This window comes from Providencia sp. PROV130, from assembly GCF_028482225.1.
GTDB classification, from domain to species: Bacteria; Pseudomonadota; Gammaproteobacteria; order Enterobacterales; family Enterobacteriaceae; genus Providencia; species Providencia rettgeri.
This window is the reverse complement of the sequence record NZ_JAMPQC010000069.1, coordinates 1-2,333: the sequence shown is the minus strand read 5'-3', so window position 1 is coordinate 2,333 and position 2,333 is coordinate 1. Positions and strand designations below refer to the sequence as shown.

Below are 2,333 nucleotides of genomic sequence, written 5' to 3'. Positions count from 1 at the left end.
TTGTACTTTCCTTCTAACTTTCATCGCTAATGCGACAGAGTCCTTAATGGAGGCGAAAGAGCGAGTCATTGAAAAGGCTGTTCAACTTGAGCGACAACATCAGCAACAACAACGGGACGTTTTGCGCCAACAAGAGCGTGAAATGGTGATGGAAAAATCCCGAGACCGTGAATTTGGTGATTAGCGCCCTGTTATTTCTGTTTTAACCCGCATTGTCGGCGATTTCCGCCAGTTCTATTTAGTTTTCTCTCGCGTCGAACCTCAAGTTTTATCACAAATTTTGTGAATAAATCGCGTCTTTATCGTGAAGACGTTGCTTGAATGCGCATAGAGTGCTAAATTAGCCGACAATTGATGTGAATTTTGTGGTCGCCACGCCGAAAGGTGGCAAGAGATGGGATGTAACACACAAATATGTGCTGTGAACCCAAATAGAAAACCCCCGTAATCTTCTTCTAACTTGGCGGTGAGATAAGATTATCGGGGGTCATCAGAGTAATTCCGCTAGGGGTAATGTTGAACTCCTAGCGGGGAGTATAGAATTATGCGCAAAAAAATTCAACTCCTTCCGTACAACATAAGTGCGGAGAGACATGCCTAATGGGATCTCAATTCCTTGTTCCGTCGGTAAAATTCATCGGCATTATGCGCCAAAATTTTTAGGGCAATTACCGAAATTAGTGCCTGTACGTCGCTTTGCAGCCGCGTTAAAACGTCACGATTGGAACCGAAACCCCCATATTTACCAACTGCGTTATAGCCGAAAGCAACGGATATCTGTGCGTTCAGAGCGTCGAGAAACCTTTGATGCGTTAGCGATGGCCATGATCGCGTATGCCGATTATAACCCCGAAAGTGACGCGCTCTTTGAAGTCATGTGTTCGGTGGAGAAGTTGGCGGAATTGTGTGGCCAACTGTATCGCTATGACTGTGGCCGTAAAAGTTACGACCCGATTTTGCACGCGTTGCGCGACTGGGAACAAGCCAACCTGATTGTCATTGACCGCGATTTCGATATCGAGGCCAAACAATACAAAGCGATGCGTATTTGGATACGTCCTGAATTTTTCCATGGACTCGGATTTTCCGCGTTAGAGCTGCGGGAAGTGGTCGCCAGCTTTAGCCGTTGGATGGAAAAAAAGGGATTAAAAGAGAGCTACCAAAAACGCTACGCCCAACATGTCTTGCGACTTGCGCGCGCGAATGTGGCGTCACTCGACACTAAGCACAAACTTCGCAACCTGCTCAACAAGCTTAAAACCCTCGTAGTTGGGAAAGATGAAGCGCTCAAACAAGAGAAGAAGCATTTAGCCAAGGCATTGAAGGAAAAGAAAGCGTTAGCCAAAAGTTTGGAAGCACCAGAAAGCGCCGAGCATACCGCCTGGCGTCGTTTCGAATCGTGGAAAGTGACGCAGCCTATTGCGGCGGTCATGGCTTTTGAGCGCAAAATGAAAGCCTTGTACCCAAGCATTCAAGGGCAGGCTATCTATTTGCATTACTTGGAACACTTGCCCGACTCCTAATTCCCTCTGTTAAATTTACCGCCTTGACTGGCGGTGGTTTCGTTCTAACTAAATCTAAGTAGCCTATTTTTTAAGCAGCAAAATTACTATATCAACGCATCAATTCTTCAAGCGAATGCCGTCTCGAATATTTTCGTTCTTTCTTTAATCAACTAACTTCGAATGAATTTATTCTCTTCAATTAACTTCGAATGATGTTAGTGTTTTATAGTTAAATTCGTTTTTAGGTTCTGAACTAAACGACCTTATAAATAAGGAGTTGCGGCTCTGCTTTTTCAAGCCGCACACTCTAAAGAGATAAACCCAATAAAGTCTTCGCTTACAAGCCATAAATGGCTGTCGCTCAGAACACGGTGTCAGTATCGTGCCATTGCCCCCGTAAAGCTGGCCAATGGCCACCTTAACGCGCAGCTACAGCCGTTCATCGAGGCTTCGCCTCTCGCCCGTCTCACTGCGTTTTTCAAAGGGTCAAACAAACAAAATAACGGTGTTAATTTCAGTCAGCTCAACCAGGACAAGGGGTAGATAGGGGTCTTAAACAGCACGTAACCGCTAACGCGGGTCTCGACGGCCCTAACCTTAACCTGTTCTCTGTGATTCTTTTTGCCGTCTACTGCCCTTTGGGCGGGTGATTTCGGTTAAATTTCATGATAATCTGCTATTAATGCATTGATGATAAACACGATTTTGGTGTGAGGTTGGAATGGAACGCAAAACACTGACGTTAAAACGCCCAACAATAGAAAAAGAGTCGGAAAGTACTGAACCGGTTATTCAACGTCGCCGCAAACAGGTGGTGGTCAATACACC

At 45.4% G+C, this 2,333-nt stretch carries 2 protein-coding genes; both read left to right on the top strand.

Going from position 1 to position 2,333, the window contains the following annotated elements; translation table 11 throughout:
• A partial coding sequence (locus PSF28_RS23520; RefSeq protein ID WP_272670970.1) for a hypothetical protein occupies positions 1-184 on the top strand: 184 nt, incomplete at its 5' end.
• 409 nt (positions 185-593) lie between these two features.
• Positions 594-1,523 carry a RepA family replication protein gene (locus tag PSF28_RS23515; RefSeq protein ID WP_226694061.1) on the top strand — a complete coding sequence of 310 codons (930 nt, stop codon included), beginning with the start codon at positions 594-596 and terminating at the stop codon, positions 1,521-1,523.
• Positions 1,524-2,333: the final 810 nt, after the last annotated feature.